The sequence below is a fragment of the Shewanella halifaxensis HAW-EB4 genome (genome assembly GCF_000019185.1).
Lineage (GTDB): Bacteria > Pseudomonadota > Gammaproteobacteria > Enterobacterales > Shewanellaceae > Shewanella > Shewanella halifaxensis.
Window position 1 is genome coordinate 726,214 of the sequence record NC_010334.1, and the last position, 18,230, is coordinate 744,443.

General features: G+C 49.1%; 13 protein-coding genes. 8 read left to right on the forward strand and 5 right to left on the reverse strand.

All coding sequences use genetic code 11. From position 1 onward, the window contains the following. The first annotated feature begins 6 nt into the window (after positions 1 to 6). Positions 7 to 3,231 (forward strand): efflux RND transporter permease subunit, encoded by a 3,225-nt coding sequence (locus SHAL_RS03090; protein WP_012275732.1) that lies wholly within the window; start codon positions 7 to 9, stop codon positions 3,229 to 3,231. Between the two features lie 400 nt (positions 3,232 to 3,631). Further along, positions 3,632 to 4,528: a penicillin-insensitive murein endopeptidase gene (gene mepA / locus SHAL_RS03095; protein WP_012275733.1), complete on the forward strand. Its 897-nt coding sequence runs from the start codon at positions 3,632 to 3,634 to the stop codon at positions 4,526 to 4,528. A gap of 196 nt (positions 4,529 to 4,724) precedes the next feature. Here the strand turns inward: mepA and SHAL_RS03100 are convergent, their stop codons facing one another. Beyond that, positions 4,725 to 5,186, reverse strand: coding sequence for a NanQ anomerase/TabA/YiaL family protein (locus SHAL_RS03100; RefSeq protein ID WP_012275734.1), 462 nt, complete (start codon positions 5,184 to 5,186; stop codon positions 4,725 to 4,727). Between the two features lie 273 nt (positions 5,187 to 5,459). Between SHAL_RS03100 and SHAL_RS03105 the strand changes: the two genes are divergently transcribed. The 3 genes from SHAL_RS03105 to SHAL_RS03115 all read left to right on the forward strand — a co-directional run bounded on the left by SHAL_RS03105 (position 5,460) and on the right by SHAL_RS03115 (position 8,268). Further along, the gene (locus SHAL_RS03105) at positions 5,460 to 6,515 is read left to right on the forward strand and encodes an alpha/beta hydrolase (RefSeq protein WP_041416231.1); all 1,056 of its coding nucleotides are present in this window, start codon (positions 5,460 to 5,462) and stop codon (positions 6,513 to 6,515) included. Positions 6,516 to 6,677: 162 nt separating this feature from the next. Then, positions 6,678 to 7,271, forward strand: a complete 594-nt coding sequence (locus SHAL_RS03110; RefSeq protein ID WP_012275736.1) for an LON peptidase substrate-binding domain-containing protein — start codon at positions 6,678 to 6,680, stop codon at positions 7,269 to 7,271. A 58-nt stretch (positions 7,272 to 7,329) separates the two neighbouring features. Then, positions 7,330 to 8,268 carry a pseudouridine synthase gene (locus SHAL_RS03115; RefSeq protein ID WP_012275737.1) on the forward strand — a complete coding sequence of 313 codons (939 nt, stop codon included), beginning with the start codon at positions 7,330 to 7,332 and terminating at the stop codon, positions 8,266 to 8,268. A 236-nt stretch (positions 8,269 to 8,504) separates the two neighbouring features. On the opposite strand, the gene SHAL_RS03120 is transcribed toward SHAL_RS03115, so the two are convergent. Further along, a complete protein-coding gene (locus SHAL_RS03120; RefSeq protein ID WP_012275738.1) occupies positions 8,505 to 10,391 on the reverse strand; it encodes a metallophosphoesterase family protein in 1,887 nt (628 codons plus the stop codon). A gap of 110 nt (positions 10,392 to 10,501) precedes the next feature. Between SHAL_RS03120 and SHAL_RS03125 the strand changes: the two genes are divergently transcribed. The 3 genes from SHAL_RS03125 to SHAL_RS03135 are packed head-to-tail and all read left to right on the forward strand — an operon-like array spanning position 10,502 to position 13,332. Beyond that, the gene (locus tag SHAL_RS03125; protein WP_041415817.1) at positions 10,502 to 11,428 is read left to right on the forward strand and encodes a dTDP-4-dehydrorhamnose reductase family protein; all 927 of its coding nucleotides are present in this window, start codon (positions 10,502 to 10,504) and stop codon (positions 11,426 to 11,428) included. Positions 11,429 to 11,480: 52 nt separating this feature from the next. Next, positions 11,481 to 12,785 carry an ATP-binding protein gene (locus SHAL_RS03130; protein ID WP_012275740.1) on the forward strand — a complete coding sequence of 435 codons (1,305 nt, stop codon included), beginning with the start codon at positions 11,481 to 11,483 and terminating at the stop codon, positions 12,783 to 12,785. After that, a complete protein-coding gene (locus tag SHAL_RS03135) occupies positions 12,778 to 13,332 on the forward strand; it encodes a response regulator transcription factor (protein WP_012275741.1) in 555 nt (184 codons plus the stop codon). Before SHAL_RS03130 ends, SHAL_RS03135 begins: the two co-directional genes overlap by 8 nt. A gap of 161 nt (positions 13,333 to 13,493) precedes the next feature. Here the strand turns inward: SHAL_RS03135 and SHAL_RS03140 are convergent, their stop codons facing one another. The 3 genes from SHAL_RS03140 to SHAL_RS03150 form a co-directional block, all read right to left on the reverse strand. Then, complete coding sequence (locus SHAL_RS03140) at positions 13,494 to 14,642, reverse strand: putative sulfate/molybdate transporter (protein ID WP_012275742.1); 1,149 nt, start codon at positions 14,640 to 14,642, stop codon at positions 13,494 to 13,496. 398 nt (positions 14,643 to 15,040) lie between these two features. After that, positions 15,041 to 16,438 carry a tetrathionate reductase family octaheme c-type cytochrome gene (locus SHAL_RS03145; protein ID WP_012275743.1) on the reverse strand — a complete coding sequence of 466 codons (1,398 nt, stop codon included), beginning with the start codon at positions 16,436 to 16,438 and terminating at the stop codon, positions 15,041 to 15,043. Between the two features lie 48 nt (positions 16,439 to 16,486). Beyond that, on the reverse strand, positions 16,487 to 18,199 hold the full coding sequence (locus SHAL_RS03150; protein WP_012275744.1) for a DUF3373 domain-containing protein: 1,713 nt from the start codon (positions 18,197 to 18,199) through the stop codon (positions 16,487 to 16,489). Positions 18,200 to 18,230: the final 31 nt, after the last annotated feature.

Consider the following 18,230-nt stretch of genomic DNA (forward strand, 5'->3'; position numbering starts at 1 on the left):
GCTGCAATGTTACAGAAACTCATAGACGTTGCCATTCGCAATCGTCTGATGGTAGTGCTTACGCTGGTAGGCTTGATTATTGCCTGCGTAGCCATGCTACCAAAATTAAATTTAGATGCCTTTCCTGATGTGACCAACGTTCAGGTGACGGTAAACACTGCGGCCGAAGGCTTAGCGGCAGAAGAAGTTGAGAAGTTGATCAGCTACCCTGTCGAGTCGGCGATGTACGCCCTACCTGCGGTAACTGAGGTGCGTTCACTTTCGCGTACCGGTTTGTCGATTGTGACTGTGGTATTTGCTGAGGGCACGGATATCTATTTCGCGCGTCAGCAGGTGTTCGAGCAGTTACAAGCTGCACGTGAAATGATCCCTGATGGGGTCGGTGTGCCTGAGATTGGTCCGAATACCTCGGGTCTTGGACAGATCTATCAATATATCTTGCGTGCCACACCTGAGTCGGGTGTCGATGCATCTGAGCTGCGTAGCATCAACGACTACATGGTAAAGCTTATCATGATGCCTGTGGGCGGCGTGACCGAGGTGTTATCTTTCGGTGGTGAAGTTCGTCAGTATCAGGTGCAAATTGAGCCAAACAAGCTGTTGAGCTACGGCTTATCTATGGCGCAGGTCACTAGCGCGTTAGAGAGTAATAACCGCAACGCCGGTGGCTGGTTTATGGACCAAGGCCAAGAACAGTTAGTGGTACGTGGCTATGGCTTATTACCTGCGGGAGATGCAGGTCTTAAGGCTATTGCGCAAATTCCGCTGACCGAAGTTGCCGGTACGCCAGTGCGTGTGGGTGATATCGCTAAGGTGGATTACGGCAGTGAAATTCGCGTCGGTGCGGTGACCATGACTCGCCGTGATGAAGCGGGTAACGCCCAAGACTTGGGTGAAGTCGTGGCCGGTGTTGTACTTAAGCGTATGGGGGCTAACACTAAAGAAACCATCGACGATATCAGTGCTCGTACAGCGATGATTGAACAGGCGCTGCCCGATGGCGTGTCGTTCGAAGTCTTCTACGACCAATCAGACCTCGTTAATCAAGCTGTTACTACGGTGCGTGATGCCCTGTTGATGGCATTCGTGTTTATCGTGGTGATCTTAGCGCTGTTCCTCGTCAACATCCGCGCGACAATGTTGGTGCTGCTATCCATTCCGGTCTCTATCGGCTTGGCTCTGCTTGTGATGTCATACTTTGGCATGTCGGCTAACTTGATGTCTTTAGGCGGCTTAGCCGTGGCTATCGGTATGCTGGTGGATGGCTCGGTGGTGATGGTGGAAAACATCTTCAAGCACCTGACTCAACCTGACAGACGCCATTTGGCCAATGCTAGAAAGCGCGCATCGGATGAAGATGACCCTTACCACGCTGACGAAGATGGTACCAATACGACTGCTCATGGTGAGTCTAGCGGCGGTATCACTATGCGCGTTATGCTGGCGGCAAAAGAGGTGTGTAGTCCAATCTTCTTCGCAACGGCGATTATTATCGTGGTATTTGCCCCGCTGTTTGCCCTAGAGGGCGTCGAAGGCAAGTTATTCCAGCCGATGGCTGTGAGTATTATCTTGGCGATGATCTCTGCTCTGTTAGTGGCCTTGATTGCCGTGCCTGCACTGGCGGTATACCTGTTTAAGCGTGGTGTGGTGCTACGTGAAAGTGCTGTACTAAAGCCGATTGAATCGGTTTACCGTAAGCTGCTAACCTCAACCATGGCGCATCCGAAAGTGGTTGGGATCACGGCCGTTGTGATGTTTGCAATGAGCATGATGCTGCTACCAAGATTAGGGACAGAGTTTGTACCTGAACTAGAAGAGGGCACCATCAACCTACGTGTGACCCTAGCGCCTACGGCAAGCCTTGCGACCTCTTTGGATGTCGCGCCAAAACTTGAGGCACTGCTGCTTGAGTTCCCTGAAGTGGATTACGCCCTTAGCCGTATCGGCGCGGCCGAGTTAGGTGGCGATCCTGAGCCGGTGAACAACATCGAGATCTACATCGGTCTTAAGCCTGTCGATGAGTGGGTTAGTGCGACCAACCGCTTTGAACTGCAGCGTAAGATGGAAGCAAAACTCAACGTCTACCCAGGCCTACTGTTTACCTTCTCTCAGCCGATTGCGACCCGTGTCGATGAGTTACTATCTGGGGTTAAGGCGCAGCTAGCGATTAAGATCTTTGGCCCGGACTTAGATGTATTGTCTGAGCGCGGCCAAGTGCTAACCGAGTTAGTGTCACAGATCCCGGGCGCGGTGGACGTATCACTTGAGCAGGTCAGTGGTGAAGCCCAGTTAGTGGTTCGTCCTAAGCGTGATCAGTTAGCGCGTTATGGCATTAGTGTTGATGAGATCATGGCGTTGGTTAGCCAAGGTGTTGGTGGCGCGAGTGCTGGGCAGGTGATCGACGGTAACGCCCGTTACGATATCTATGTTCGCCTAGGCGAGCAGTATCGTAGCTCGCCAGATATCTTAGAGGATCTACTGCTTACCGGTGTGAGCGGTGCAACCGTACGTCTAGGCGAAGTAGCCGATGTGGTGATAGAGATGGCACCGCCAAACATTCGTCGCGACGACGTTCAGCGCCGAGTGGTGGTACAGGCTAACGTTGCTGATCGTGACATGGGCTCAGTGGTAAATGATATCTACGCTATCGTGCCGCAGGCTGAATTACCACCTGGTTACACCGTTGTGGTGGGTGGTCAGTATGAGAACCAGCAGCGTGCGCAGCAAAAGCTGATGTTGGTAGTGCCTGTCTCTATCGCCTTGATTGCCTTGCTACTGTTCTTCTCATTTGGTTCGGTGAGGCAGGTTGGTCTGATCATGGCTAACGTACCTCTGGCGCTGATTGGTGGTGTCGTGGCCCTGTTTGCCAGTGGCACTTATCTGTCGGTACCAAGCTCAATCGGCTTTATCACCCTATTTGGTGTAGCGGTACTTAATGGCGTGGTGTTGGTAGACTCTATCAATCAGCGCCGGGCAAGCGTCAAAGAGGAGACCGATGAGTCACTCTATGATGCGGTTTACGAAGGTACGGTTGGGCGTCTACGTCCGGTATTGATGACGGCACTGACATCGGCCCTTGGCTTGATCCCAATTCTGCTCTCTTCGGGAGTCGGTAGTGAGATCCAGCAGCCACTCGCTGTGGTGATCATCGGCGGTCTATTTAGTTCAACAGCGCTTACCTTGCTTGTGTTGCCAACACTTTACCGTTGGATCTACCAAGGTCGTAAGTAATGCTTGTCTGTCCGCGGCTCCATTGAGCCGTGGCTTATTCATTCTTTACCATGGATGGTAGAGAAGGCTTGATAATGGCGGTGACGCATTAGTCTGCCATCACCGCTGCATCTTGTTTTTTAGATACGGTTCGCGAGTCATTAAGCGGTATTGAGTCCATTAAGGCGATCTGAAGTTTAGTTTGCGGTTATGCCTAACCACCTTAATGGATAACGTGCCTAGCATGGCAGGCTTATTTAGTACGCGGAGCAGGAGTGCTCCGCATTTTTCGTGCACTGATTTTACTTCAACTTTTACACATCTCTCTTCCTCTCTTTCTCTCTCTTCCTAACTTCTCGGCTAAACCCAGTGCCTTGTCTTGGGGAAATTCATCAGCGTAAATCTCAGCTATCTTTTATAGATGATCTTAAACGATGATTCTGAGGTGATTATGTTGGCGAGTAAGTTGTGGGGAATTTTACGGCGGACGCTGGCGATTGTCGGTTTAAATCTACTCGTTTCCTCGGCTGCGATAGCTAATCTATGGGAGGCCGCTGATACTCCCTATGTTAGCCAAGCTAGCGCTATCGGCAGTTATGCTAATGGCTGCCTAAAAGGGGCTGAGGCTCTACCGTTAAACGGTAACGGCTATCAGGTTATCCGTCCTCAACGGCAGCGATACTATGGCCACCCTGAGCTTATCGAATTCATCGAGCAGTATTCCACGAGTCTGAATCGCCTTGGCAGTGACGATATTTTGATTGCTGATATGTCGATGCCAAGAGGGGGTAATTTTACCCAAGGCCACACGAGCCATCAGATAGGACTCGATGTTGATATCTGGCTTAAACTTACGGCGGAGCCATTATTAGACAGTGAGCGAGAGCAGCCCACACCGCTCAAGCTGGTTAACCAAAAGCAGTTTAAACTCGATACTCAGTTGTGGTCGAATACCCAGACCCAGATGGTCAAGCTAGCTGCACAAGATGCGCGCGTTGCACGAATTTTTGTTAGCCCAGTGATAAAGCAGCACTTGTGTGATTTAGGCTTAGATGATGACGCTTGGCTTGAGAAGGTGCGTCCTTGGTGGGGGCACACTTACCATATGCATGTGAGACTGCGCTGCCCAAAGGGGGATGAGTTCTGCCGTGAGCAGGCGAAAATCCCTAAGGGTAACGGTTGTAGCGAGCTAAGCTGGTGGAGGCAACGGTTGACGCAGGCCAAGGTGGCAAAAGTCGAAAAACCAAAAGTTAAGCCGAAGCAGGTAAAAGCCAAGCGAAAGCCTAAGCTGTGCGAAGCCGTTGTCGCAGCTAAGTAGTGGTAGTGCCAAGTTGTTGTTAATGTTAGGGAAGATGCGGATGTGAGGGTTTGGAGTTAGCTCTATTGAGAGTACAAAGCGCCCCGTGTAGGTGCGCTTTATTGTTTGCCTTAACGCCTATTGCTCTGGAGTGAATCCGGGCTTAAACGCTAGGCTGACTTAAGTGCTACTTAGACTGGCTTTAATGCTAGTCGCTCTATGCGCGAACTTTAATCACTACCTTTCTGACTTGGCTTGCGTTAGCCCCTGTGCCTGGCATATGGATATCATCAGGGAAGAACAGCGCAAACATACCCGCCTTCAATGGGATAAAGGCGGCATCATCTTTATTCGATTCATAATCAAAGTTGGCATAGTCATGCTCGCTGTTATAGGCCTTCGATGGTATCTGATTAGCCAAAGGCAGATAACCGAACTCCTCTTCACCACTCACCACATATTGCACATCAATATACTGCTGGTGGACTTCGAACGGCTCTAGCTCTTTAGGTTTTGTCTGGTAGTCATTCACGATGACAAACAGATCTTTGCCTTCTAGCTCATATCTTCCTACTTCAAGCTGGCTAAAATCGGTCGTAGCAAGGTGTTCGAGGGCTTTAGCAATTCGAGGATTGATCGCAGTGTAGATTTGGCGGTTCGCTAAAGTATCAACAATCATGATGTTTACTCACAATAGGTCTAATGTTGACCATTAAAATTAGTTAGACAAAGCCAGGCTGAAACGCCTGTCATATAAAAAGCGAAGTGTAGCCTTAACTCGTCTTAGGCGATACAAGAGTTCACTTCAAATTCGGTGCCTTTTGCTTCGATCGCAACTTTATGGTTTTTGGCTAATATCGAGCATACTTCTGAGTTGCGTCTAGCGAGCATGAAGTTTAGGGTATGGCGTAGACAGATTGAGAGCGAAAATAATTAGACTTTAAGGATGAATGTGGCTTCGTTACGATTGATTGCAGGGCCTAAGGCCTACCAAACGCTGAGTGAAAGCGGCCTTAAGCCAGAGCTATTTTCTCGGATGCTTGCAGCCTCGGGTGGGCCTAAGTGGATCGGTATCGCGGGCCTTGATCGCTACCTGTTTTGCGAGTTTTTTAAAGATCTTAGTCAGCCGCTGCACACGCTAGGAGCCTCGTCGGGAGCGTGGCGACTAGCTTGTTTAGCTCAGGAAAATCCGCAATCGGCTTACGATCGGTTAGAGGAGCTTTATATCGGTCAGCGATATGATACAAAACCCACGCCGGTCGAGGTATCACAGCAGGTGACAGGGGTTATCGAAGGCTTGCTGGGCAGTCGTGGCGCAGACGAGATAGTGAGTCATTCCCAGATCAACAGCCACTATATTGCCTGTCAGGCTCGGCATATTAATCGGCTAGGCGGGCAGGCGCCACTGGCGTTTGGTTTAGCGACAGCTGCAATGACAAACTTTGTCAGTCGTAAGAGCCTAGCCTGGCACTTTAAACGCTGTGTTTTTGGTGTCGATAAACCCAGCTCTCCCTTTGCCCAACTGCAAGATCTTCCTAGTCAGTTTTACGCTCTTTCAAACAGTAATATTCATCAGGTGCTATTAGCGACAGGCTCGATTCCTTGGGTACTTGCTCCCGTCACCCAAATAGAGGGCGCACCAAAAGGCCATTATTACGATGGCGGGATCACCGATTACCACTTCGATCTGCCGCTTAACCGCAACCCTGGTTTGACCTTGTATCCGCATTTCTATCCTAAGATGTCACCGGGCTGGTTCGATAAGTCGCTATCATGGCGTCTGGCTAAGGCTAATTATGATAATGCGCTAATTTTAGCGCCTACCGATGCTTACTTGCAGAGCTTGCCCTACGGCAAGTTGCCTGACCGAGAGGACTTTAAACGCTTGGATAGTGATACTCGAATCAAGTATTGGCGTAAAGCGGCGTTGATGAGCCAGGTGTTAGCCGATGATTTAGCTGATGTTATAGATAAAGGCACTCTGCCACAGCGGTTAGAGAAGCTATAGCTTTCCAGCGAGTTTGTGTAATAAAGCGCGTTGTTTTCCTGTCTCCTAAGTAAGATGTGGGTTTGCTTTGTAAGCTGGCTGAAATTTGTTCAGCTGCTACACTTTAGCCTTATTGGGAGTCGTTAAATTATGAGGCCTACCTAGTGAAGGGAGGAGGTTATTATGCGAACACAAGAGATGGCGTTATTGACCCATGACACCTTGTTGTTACCTGAAGGTCGAGTCGAGATCCGAGTGATCGATCCTCGCTACCTGAGCATGATCGCCGAGAGCTTAAAAGGCCATTACCCGCTTGTTTTTGGTATGAGTAAAGTAGACTGCGAACTGCCTTGTTATGAAGCGGCGACTCAGTGTGAAGTTATTGATTTTAATCAGCTTGATGATAACTCTTTAGGCATAGTGATAGAAGGTAAGCAAAGAGTTAGAGTGCTTTCTGCAGCACAGCGCCGCAATGGTACTTGGATCAGCCGAGTATTACCTTGTAACAATTGGCAGCATGAGCCAATTTATGGTGAATTTGAACTTATCAGTGCCGCCCTAGAGCAGTTTTATCAGGTTAATCCCGAACTGTTCGGTTTATATGAAAATGATGTGCATCTTGAAGATGCCTCTTGGGTGAGTCAGCGTTGGTTAGAGGTGCTGCCACTCTATAATCAAGACAAGTTACGTTTGCTAAATCAGCCTAATTGCCACAAAACCATGAACTTTGTGCTTGAGTTGATTAAGTCCCACGCTAGAGATAATCAACACTCTTAAGCCGAGTTTTGTTAAAGTAGCGCCACTTTGTTTTGCACACTTTGATAGTTTGAGTCTTATGAGTTCCTCTGTTCGCGCTACCCAAGCCTCCTATGTAGTGTTACCGGATACGGTAACCGATAAACCTACCGTGTTTAGCTTTCTTGTAAGTAAGTTTCCCGCGATAGCGGAAAGCGTGTGGCAAACACGTATTCTGGACGGCAAAGTGCATTGGCGCGATGGCACGCCTATTACCCTAGATAGCCGCTTTATCCCCCGTGAGCGGATCTACTATTACCGTGAGGTCGAGCAGGAGACGATAATCCCTTTTGAGGAGCAGATCTTGCTGCAGACCAGTGAGTTTATGTTGGCATTCAAGCCTCACTTTCTAGCGGTGAATCCAAGCGGTAATTTCGTTAATGAGTGTTTGGTCAACAGGCTGCGGATTAAGACGGGTAATCAAGAGATTGTTGCCGCACATCGGTTAGACAGAGCCACAGCAGGCGTGATGTTGCTTAGCCTAAATAGTGGTTCTCGTCATGACTACCATGAGCTGTTTAAGAGCGGCCAGATCCGCAAGACTTATCAAGCCATAGCGCCATTAAATAGCGAAATTAAGACGATGATAGTCCAAGGTACATTGACTCTTCCCATGAAGTGGACGGTTAAGAACCGTTTGCAGAAAACGGTTCCCAGTTTCTTGATGTGTATTGGCGATGGCGAGGCCAATAGCCACTCTGAAATCCGCTTAATCGAGGTGCATAACGGTTATGGTCTGTTTGAGTTAGCGCCTGTGACCGGAAGAACCCATCAATTAAGAGTACATATGATGAGCCTGGGCATGCCGCTTTTAAATGACAGACTCTACCCGGAGTTGCTCGATAAAGCCGCCGATGATTTTGCAGCGCCGCTGAAGCTGATGGCGCAGCGTTTATGCTTCACCGATCCTATGACTCAAGAGCGCATCGATGTGAGTTGCGAAGGATTTAACTTACAGGATGAAGTGCTTAGGACCTAGGACCTAGGACCTAGAACCTAGAACCTAGAACAGCCTAGAGCACTCGCATGCTCGTTTCTAGGACGCTTCGCGGTGAGAGCGGACTGCGTCCTGCTATACAGTCAGTCCTGCTATAAAACCCAAAGATGGCATTCAGCTTTTACCTTTTAACTTTTGCTTTTCCGTCTTAGCCTTTATCGGCTGTTACATCTTAGCTTTTACCTAGCACCTAGAACCTAGAACCGGTGCTCTATGATCTAACGCCTCGGTGGTAAAAACTCGGTTTCACTCATATCGGCATGAAGTACGCCTATCTTGGTTGGCGCACCATCGACAGCTATCTCTACTATGCCGACACCACTTTGATTGACTAAGCGTTTGCTACGCTCACCATTAGGGCGGCGGCCACGGATCGACATACGCTTACGCTTAGTGAAAAAGTTAAGTGGTGAAAAGTGGCCATAGAGCCAGCCGTTAAACTTATCGAAAATCGGCAATAGTTTTTCCGGAAATTGATTTTTAAAACCACTACAGGTGATCTGATAGATCTGGGGGCCGCCATGGCGAAAACGAATACCTACGTCATAGCTAAAGGAGTAGTGCACATCTCCAGATAGGATGATGAACTGCTCCGGTGTCTTTCTGTGCTGGAAGATACTCAATAGGGTGTTAGCCGTGCCGGGGTGGGCCATCCAGTTTTCGGCATCGACCAGTAAAGATCCACCACATAGTGTCGCCATACGCTGCACCGTTTCTATCAGCTTCACCCCATAGATAGGCGCGGGAGAGATGATAATCACATTGGGTTGGTTAACCAGTTCGGCCTGAAATTCCATCAGGGCCTCCCAGTCCATCAATCCCGAAGGTTTAGCGAGATTTGACTCACTGCGCCAGCGCCGTGTACGGGTATCGAGTACCAAGAGTTTAGGCGAGGTTTGCAGGCTGTAATGCCAACGCTCGAAACTAAGCAGTTTGTCGATGAGTGCATCTTGGGCGCTGGTGGTCGGATCTTTTAGAAAAGCATCTAGATCAGGAGTGATTTCGGCGTCGAAGCGGCTCGGTGCGTTACCTAATCCTTGAAAGATGGTGTAGGCAATGAGTGCATTACCTATGATGCGTTTTGAGAATGCGTGTCCGTAGGCAGCTTGCTCCCATCTTGCGGTGAGATTCCAGTCATCGGTAATGTCGTGATCATCGAAGATCATGTAGGTGGGTAGATGTGCCATCAATCGACGCACCTGTTTTAGGCCGCTCTTAAACGCTAACAGCTCTGTCCACTCTTTTTGCCATCTCTGACTGAGCGTCTTGTTAAGTCCTGCGACCTCTTTGGGGATCTCAATCAGATCCCATAGCTCGGGTGACCAGTAAAGTAGATAAAGTGCCATCAATTCATTGAGACTGACTAGGTGGTTTTCGGCTAGCGATGAGGTAAAAATAGGGTGGTTGATATACCAGGCCTTAATGGCCGTTTTCGCCTTATATTGGGTCTTAGGCAGCAGGTGTAGGTGGCGTCGATACATGGCTGCAGGCTGATAGCTGATCTGACTGCTATCGGCTAGTGGAGCGTCGACGAATTGCTCCTGATGTAATCCCAGAAGTTGGATGACTTGGCCAATCGCATACAGCATGGGCCCCGCAATATCATCGACATAGACCTGATCGCCACTCATCATCAAGAGTGCGGGACGCTCTGTAATATCGCTGCTCTGCATCAACTGAGTATCGGCGGCAACTAAGGCATCACTGCTGTGATGATGGGCGTTGCGACACGAGCCATGCATCAGTTTATCGATTTGGGGCTTGATAATAAATCTGCAGGCCTGTTCGTCTGGGTAATGTAACTCATCGATTTGATGAAAGAGTTCACCCTTTTCGCTATCAAATAGTCGATAGGCGAGTGCGACATCTTTAGGTAATAACAGATCTTGGCTGACACGGATCAGATATTGAAATGCATGCTCACCCAGTGGGATACAGTGAACCTCATCACTGCTTAACTCTCGGTCAAACTCGGCGCCAACTAATGCTAAACGTAAACTAGACAGAGGCTGCTTACAGATAAACCACAAGGTGAAGTGCTGTTGATCACAGTGACGTAGGCTTGGGCCGGCAATAATGAGCGGAATAGCGCTTGCTGATGGCATCGATAGGTTCTTCAATGAAAAGTTATCTGTAGCAAGAGTAAACCAGTGGTAACAGGATGAAAACCCCTTAAGATGGATGACCAGTTTGAGCAATTCAATGGATGAAGAAAATGGCGAAGATTATGGTTACAGGCGCAAGCGGGCTGTTAGGGCGGGCGCTGATAAAACAGCTGGGTCAAAACTCACAGCAGCAGATAATTGCTTGCGGATACAGTCGGTTTGGCCCAAATATAGAGAGGCTCGACTTAACTCAAGCGGCGCAGGTGAGTTCTTTTGTCGCTAAGCATAAGCCCGATATTATCTTGCACTGCGCGGCTGAGCGTAGACCGGATGTGTCCGAGCAAGATCCCCAAGCCGCATTGGCGCTTAACAGCGAGGCCACACAGTTTTTAACTCAGGCTGCCAGTCAACATGGCGCTTGGCTGTTATATATCTCAACCGATTATGTGTTCGATGGCAGCCAGTCCCCTTATCGAGAAGATGCCGAGACCAATCCCGTTAATTTTTACGGTCAATCTAAGCTGAAGGGCGAGCTGGTCGTTAGCGATGCGCAGCAAGGTTTTGCCATTTTGCGCCTGCCGATACTCTACGGTGAGGTGGAGTCGTTAAATGAGTCTGCGGTGATGGTGCTACTTAATCACTTGGTCGATACGGCTGAGCAGTCCATCGATAACTGGGCAATTAGAAGCCCCACCTCTACCGCCGATGTGGCTGCGGCCATCACGAAAATGATAGCTCTTAAGCAGGCTGGAGAGCCCTTAGCGGGCCATTATCACTTCAGTGCCAAAGAGACGATGACCAAGTATCAGATGTTGCTGGTGATGGGGGAGCTGCTGGGGCTAGCCACTGGGCACCTCATTCCTGTGACCTCTCCCACAGATAGTGCAAAACGCCCAAAAGACAGTACCTTAAGCTGTGAGCGGCTTGTCAGTTTAGAGATTGAAAGCAAGGTACCTTTTAGGATTGGATTTAAAAGAGCGCTGCAGGACTCTCCCTGTGCGGCTGCTTACTTAAAAGTTGATAATGTAAGAAGCTAATTTCACAAGCGGCAAATATCACAAGTAACGAATACCATAAGAACAATAAACGATGAAAAACCTTGGTTTTAAAAACTTACCCATACGCAACCTTGGCGCGACTGATCAGCTAGCCTTGCTCAGATTTGGCGCCCTGTTACTCAAGATTGGACTCACCTTTTTTGCCGCTGATACCTTTGGCTTGTCGCATACCAGTCCGGTGCTCTATTGGGGCATGAGCTTAGAGGCACTCTATTTAGGTGTTACTTTCTGGCACCGTGGTTCGATTGCTCGGTTGAAAAACGGCTTTTTCATTGTTTTGCTTATCGATACCCTGTTTTGGATCTCCTGGCTCTATTTTACTGGTGGGGCGACCAATGCCTTTATCTCACTACTGCTATTACCGATAGCGATTGCCGCGGTTGTTCTGCCTCAGTGGGCGCCCTGGGCTTTAGCGCTATTGTCGACCCTTGCCTATAGCTTGATGATTTTTTCGGTGCCAGAGAGCCAGATGAAGCACCATGGTATGGATATGAGCTCCCATTACTTGGGGATGTGGTTTAACTTCGTGATCTCGGCATTAGTACTGACCACCAGTGTGGCGTATATTGCCCAGCGAATGCGTAAGCAGGAAGTTGAGCTCAGTTATATGCGCGAGGCGCAGCTGCGCCAAGAGAGGTTATTGGCACTGGGAACGGCATCGGCGCAGATGGCGCATCAGATGGCGACTCCTTTAGCTAGCTTGCGTTTGCTGGTGGATGAAGCGGTGGAAGATAGCGTCAGTGATAGTGAGATCTTACAGGAGATGAATACGGCGCTGGTGCGCTGTGAGCAGACACTGAACTCTCTGCGCATGGCCACCGAGTCGATTCGCGAGCAGAAACAAAGCCTACTAACGGCCGATGAGTTGCTGGAAACCCTTAAGCAGCAAGTCTTATTGTTGATGCCTGAGATTAACTTGGAGCTTAAGCATGTTAAAAATAACCAAGCAGAAGACTCTGAATCGAGAGCTATCAAGAGCGATGCCAGCCTGCTTCCGGCTCTGTTGGCTTTAGTTGAAAATGCAGGGAGCGCGAGCCTAGCCCATATCGGTGAGGCTAAAGTGCTGGTATCGGTTATGGCTGCAACAGACAGAGATCGTCTATGTATCTCGGTGAGGGACTTTGGCGTTGGGATCCCTAAAAAGATGCTACTACAGCTAGGACATAAACTTGTCGAGAGTGAGCGTGGTATGGGGATGGCGCTGCTGCTCAGTAATGCAAGCTTCGAACGTCTGGGTGGGCAGCTACTTTTGGGCTCAGCGAAAGAGGGCGGCACGGTTGCCGAGGTATGTTTCCCGGTTTGGCATGCAGGCGTCGATGGAGAGTGTCATGACTAAAAAACTACTCATTATTGAGGATGATATCGCCTTAGCGAGTGTGCTTGTCAGGCGCATGACCAAGCAGGGGTTTGAGTGTCAACAGTGTCATGATGCGACTCAGGGCCTGCTGTTAGCACGACAGTTTCGCCCGACTCATCTGCTGTTAGACATGAAGTTGGATCAAGAAAATGGCTTGAAACTCATCTCGCCACTCAGGCAGTTGCTACCGGATGTGGTGATGGTATTGCTTACGGGCTATGCCAGCATTGCCACCGCCGTAGAGGCTATCCGCTTAGGGGCTGATAACTATCTGGCGAAGCCTGTCGATACTCAGACCTTGTTTAATGCGCTATCGACGACTCCCTTCGACAGTATGATTGAATCCTTGATAGAGGAGCCATTATCGCCTAAGCGTCTGGAGTGGGAGCATATTCAGCAGGTATTGAATGCCAATAGTGGCAACGTGTCTGCAACTGCGCGCCAACTTGGAATGCATAGGCGTACTCTACAGCGTAAGTTACTGAAGAAACCCACGGCTGATCATCGAGAGCTATCGCTCGCTTAATATTTTACAGATGAACTCACGCTCGCTAGTAAAGCTATCGGTGGCGGTGCCAATACAGGATGTTGTGCTGGGGGCGCTTTTCGATAACAAAGAACATCGTTTTGCTACAACATTTAGATTGCACTTATGGAGTCGATAACTCCATAAGTGCCTAGCTAGGCTTAAGATTTTAGATCAGAGTAGATATGCCATTGACGTCGTCCCATCTCAAGAATGAATCCTGTGGCTAATCCCGCAGCCGTGTTAATTAGCAAACAGATCGCAGCGGTGGATAGGATCACAAAAATACAGAATGGTTTACCGTCGATGAATCGTTGTGACCAAGCTAACTGGGTTCCCGCTATCGCCAGTAAGCTACCTAAAACGGCAAGTGGGATAAGTGATAAAACGGTGGCAATGCCTTGGCCCCAAAAGGCGGCGATTAGCAAACAGCTACTACCAAAAATGGTTGGGGCTAGCCAGGTTCTCGCACCAAAGTGATGTTGCACCGCAAGGCCGCCAGCACCGTGGCACATAGCCATTGCACCAAACGGAGCCAGCAGTAAGTTAGCCCAGCCTGAGCTGGTGGCAAATCGCTGAGGGGCAAAGTTCTCTTTATTGTCTTCAGGAAACTTTTGTTTAGCCATCGCAGAGGTGGCGATAACCGCATTGGTCAGGGTTAATGCCAGCTGTGGTAACACTAATAAACCAACGGCCGAACTCCATTCATCTAAGCTGGGCCAACTTAACTGCCATGGCGTATAGACTGAAAGATCAAAGCTTGGGGCTGTACCGCTATTAAGTTGCCATAAAATACCTAGGGCTAAGACTAGTGGCATCGCCAAATAGCGCATGGGAAAGAATTTACTGGCGAATAGGGCGATAAATGCAACGAAGCCGATATACCAAGTTTGGTTCATCATCTGGCCGCCCATCCAGATTAGCTGTAGGCCTATGGCTAGCTGAATGCCGATACTAATGGCGGGAGACAACTGCTTAGCCATCCATTTGATAGCGCCGCTATAGGCGAGCACTAATAGAATAACCCCCATCAATATACCGCTAGCTTGCAGCATACCGGGCGAGAGTCCTTGGGCAATCACCAGCGCGGCGATCACTTTCATCGGCTGTACCGGAATGGGACGACGATAATAAAAAGCGGTAAACAGGGCAAACAAGCCAAACCCCATAAAAATCCCCTGAGGGGAAAAATGGTTTAGGGCAATAAGGCCGAGCACTAAGGGTAAAAAGGTACCTAAATCGGCGAAGGCGCCGCTAAACTCTCCTGAATATTGGTTAACACTATCGAATCGGTTGGTCTTACATCTCATATAGCTTGCCGTGGGAAAAGAACACTTAAACTATCGCAAGAATGATGCCAGTTTTAATGCCGAAAATTGGGAACAAAATGCTGTTAAGACGGCAATTGTCCATCTAGGTTGAGACAAGTTGGCTAGAGGTTTAACTTTCTATGGTCAATTGGTCCAATATGCGCAAACACTGAACTTTCCTCCTATAGAGTCAGTTGTGCTTGGTTTTTGTTGAATTGATCTCTGCGATAGGCCCTGAGTTTACTCATTTGTATGAGGTGGGCATTAAAAAGCGTCAGCCTGCTAAGAGCATGGCTGACGAATAGCCTTGCTAAGGAGAGGTAGCAAGGCTAGTTGGTGGGATGGCTGTTTCTGGTCGTTGTTTGATTAGCAGTTTCAGTACTTGCTCTAGTGACTGGTTACTTGGTGTGTTTTTGCCCTCCTTTAACTTTCATGGGATCGCCGTCATAACCTAGGGCCTGCCAGTCGAGTCGGCCTTGCTGGCTGTGACAATCTTTACACTTAAGGGCGTCCTCTTTAGGTGAGACCATATGATTGATTGGCCACCACATTTCAGTTGCGGCAAAGCCATATTCACCACTGTATTTTATCCCTTTATCGACCATATTTGGGTTTTGTTCCATACCTAACCTCGCGGCTTCATCCCAGTCGAAGGTTTTCCAGTAGCCTCCCTTGCCAAACACTTTAGGAGTAATGAAGATATTTAACTTCTTGTCATAGATCTGCTTGCCCGTGTGTACCTTGAAAGGGGTGATTTTGGCATGGAGATCATTGATATCGCCTAATGGATAAGTCAGTTTAGTGACAGAATCTGCCTGCATCTTATCGCCAGCCATATAGGCGTCGGCCTTGCCGTTATACCAAGCATATTGAGGTGTTACATTCTTAGCCCAGACGAAGTCGCCCTTCTTCTTCATATAGCTGTGCTTGCCATACTCATCAACAGTCTGCTCACGACTGGAGCCCGCTGTAGACCAATCCCAATTCATCTTAGTGGGTTCGTTTTTAGCAAACTCTGGTATGTGACAGGTTTGGCAAGCTATCGCCTGACCATGGTCATTGAGCTTCTGCTTTTCATGGGGCGCGCTATCATGGCAGTTGTTACAGCCAATAGGATTGTCACCGCCAGGAGAGACCCCCATGGCGTTACCGGTGATCTGATGCTCTTTAGTGGTGTGACACTCCTGACACGGGAAATCATTACCGTCGACATCCATATGCACATCGGTGCGTTTGTCTGGATAGGCCATCGAAGAGTCGAGATCGCCATGTTTAACACCATCCCCGCCGCCACCATAGAAGTGACAGGTACCGCAGTTATCTCGTACTGGCGTACCGACATTTTTGGCGACCCGTTCAAGGTTCACCTTGCTAGAGACTTCTCCAGCGCCAGCGGGATCTTTAACATAGGTGCCCGTGGTGTCATGACAGATGAGACAGTCGACCTTGGTCATATCGCTAAAGTCGAAGTTATTATCTTTCCAGCCATATCCCGCATGACAGCTAGTGCAGCGAGGTTCGTTACTTGAGATGGCGACGCAGAAGTTATTGATGGTGTTTTTCTTGCCCCGCTTGACGGTGCGCCCAGAGAGAGTCTGTTCCAGCTCCCAGGTCCAGTGCGACGATTTCATAAAGTCGGCGGCATGATCTTCGTGACACTCAATGCACTGGGTCGTGACATCTGAGCCTTTACTAAAGGGGCCTTCAATAAACTCACTATGATCTTGAGCCGCCCAACTACTAGTGCAGTACAGTAGCGCTGTTAGCAGGCTCAGTGTGATGGGTAAGGTTTTCATAAATATGCTCCATCTCCTCGGCGTTAACCGAGGAGTATCTGAGTGGCGTTAGAAGTTGACGGTGACAGAGGCGTTAATATCGAAGGCCGTGTCGACAACTGGCAGCATGGAGTAAGCTGTGCCAGCGATGACCTCATCGATATCCTGCGGAGCACCAACGGGAGTACCGCTACCGGTATATTCATAGTCGTAGTAGAGGCCTGCTAGCTTGATGAACATGCGTGGATTGATATCAAACATGTAATAGGCTTCGCCGACATGGCCGCGGGTCGCAAGCTTGCTGCCGATAGGGTCATCTTGCGCCTGGGTGAATGGAGTCCAGTATTCAGAACCATAGTTATATTCAAAGCCAACCTTGCCGTAAGGCGCCGGGATCTGAACACCGACATAGACACCGTAGCCATCCTTAGGATCGCTATCTTCTGCATTAGCGGCCATCATAATAATCTCACTACCATCGGCATTGAGCTGCGCTTCAAATACCGCATCGCTGAGCATGCCACCAAACATACCGGCATTGCCGTTGCCTTCGGCGCGAGTCCAGCCACCAGAGACGAACCATTTCACGTCGTTATCTTCCTCACGTGCGAAACCAATTCCGCCGAGGAACATGTCACCAATGACGCCGCTTGGTTGTACTCGAGTCTCGAAGTTAAAGTTGCTGAACTTCTGCATATCTTGGTACATGGTTGGGGCAAAAATACCGGCTAGCTGAGTGGGGAAGGCCATGGTGCCTTTAAAGCCATCGTTGACATCTTTGGCGCCAAACAGGGTGAATTGCAGGAAGTTTCTACCATCATTTATCGCATCGATATTGAAGCCGCCAAGGTGAGTGTCTTTAGTGACGATATCGCCAAACATCTCGCCGTTACCCCATTGAGATTCAAAACCTTGACCGTAGCAGATGCGAACCACTTGGCCTTCGACACCCGTCAATTCCCCTAGCTTGTAGCCTAAGGTGGCACCATCAAAGTTAAAGTTGACTAGGTGGCCCGATGGGGTGCCGCCACGCTTTTCGTTTTCACGGTACTGAGTCGGTGGGCCATAGGTTGAAGGGCGACGTCCAATAGATAGGTAGAGCGGCGAGCCATTGATGTTTTTCCAGTCGAAGTAGGCGCGCTCTACTCTTAACCAGTCGCCACTGGTATTACCGCTGTTGGTGCCATCCATAGTGAATGAACGCCAAGAATCGAATACTTGAACGCCAGTTGAGTCGCCCCAGTTCTTATACATAGAGAGTCGGCCTGCAAAGCTAACGTTATCCCACACCTTAGCTTTTAGGTTGAGGCGTAACCTTGTGGTGTAGAGGATGTCATTGTCGATATCTTGAGTCGTTTTTTGCGCTAAGACATAGGGCATGACTCCTTGAAGCTGTCCGCTTTGAAATGCGGCTGCGAGGTTGGGATCCGCGGCCATCATCTTACCTAGGGGGGAGTTAGGATCATTTGGCATACCAAAATCACCTGCCATCGCTTTGGCACCGAAATCATTAAAGTTGACCTTGATAGCCGGGTTCCAGGTGACGTTTCGATAATGTAGCGAGTGAGCCTTGGTGCGAAAATCGCCCGTTAGCTCGATACGGTCGAGGGCGGTATGGCGTTCGTTTTGATCGACGCGATCATTGAGATCGTCAATTTCGTTGGTGATCTCTTCGAGTTGCTGTTTGAGGTCGGCAATTTTTTGAGCATCATTTTCGTTTGCATAGACGCTGCCAGAGAAAGCGATAGCATTGGCAACAAGCAATGATATAAGGGTACGCATAATATCTCTCCTTTTCGAGTTTTTAATTTAT